Origin of the sequence: Variovorax sp. dw_308 (assembly GCF_019207085.1) — a bacterium.
In the GTDB taxonomy this organism is placed as follows: Bacteria; Pseudomonadota; Gammaproteobacteria; order Burkholderiales; family Burkholderiaceae_C; genus Variovorax.
Window position 1 is genome coordinate 1 of record NZ_JAATOM010000092.1, and the last position, 898, is coordinate 898.

Consider the following 898-nt stretch of genomic DNA (forward strand, 5'->3'; position numbering starts at 1 on the left):
GGATACGCCGCGCCTGGCCATGATGCGCCAGGCCCCCGACGCACTGGCGCCAACGCAGGGGATCGACTCCTCATGAAGCGCTATTGCGGGCGCGAGTTCACAGACGAGGAACTGCGCACCATTGCCCGGATGATCGAGCAGGCACCGCAGCTCAAGCGTGCGCCGCTGTCGCGGCTGGTGTGCCAGCAGTTGAACTGGGTGCGACAGGACGGAAGCCTCAAAGACATGACGTGCCGGGTGGCGATGCTGCGCATGCAGGCCGACGGCCTGATCACGCTGCCGGCGTCACAGATGCCCCGAGGGCGCCGCCGCGCCGAGTTCAAGCCCACGCCGGCCACCGACGCGCAGGCAGTCCTGTCGGTGCCGGTGCACGAGATGGCGCCGCTCAGGCTGTGCGCCATCGGCGCGCGCCATGCACAGTCGCTGCTGTGGAACGAGTACATGGCGCGCTACCACTACCTGGGCTACACGCCGATGTCTGGCAGCCAGCTGCGCTACTGCGTCTACGCGGGCGAGCAACTGGTGGCGCTGCTCAGCTTCGGGGCCAGCGCCTGGAAGCTCGGTGATCGCGAGCGCTTCATCGGCTGGTCCGAGACTCAGCGCCAGAAGAACCTGCAACTGGTGGTCAACAACGCCCGCTTCCTCATCCTGCCGTGGATTCAATCGAAGGGACTGGCCTCCAAGATCCTGGCCCTGGCCGCCAGGCAACTGCCTCGCGACTGGCAACAGCGCTACGGCTACCAGCCGGTGCTGCTGGAGACCTTCGTGGAAACGCCGCGCCATCGCGGCACCTGCTACAAGGCCGCCAACTGGCTCCTCATCGGGCAGACCGTCGGGCGCGGCAAGAAGAGCACCGTGCATCACCAGATCATCCCCATCAAGGACATCTGGATGTACC

Annotated in this window: 1 protein-coding gene; it reads left to right on the forward strand. The window is 66.5% G+C overall.

Going from position 1 to position 898, the window contains the following annotated elements; translation table 11 throughout:
* Positions 1-72: 72 nt before the first annotated feature.
* Positions 73-898, forward strand: an 826-nt coding sequence (locus HCU76_RS36335) for a Druantia anti-phage system protein DruA (protein WP_218512062.1), incomplete at its 3' end; no start/stop codon positions are given.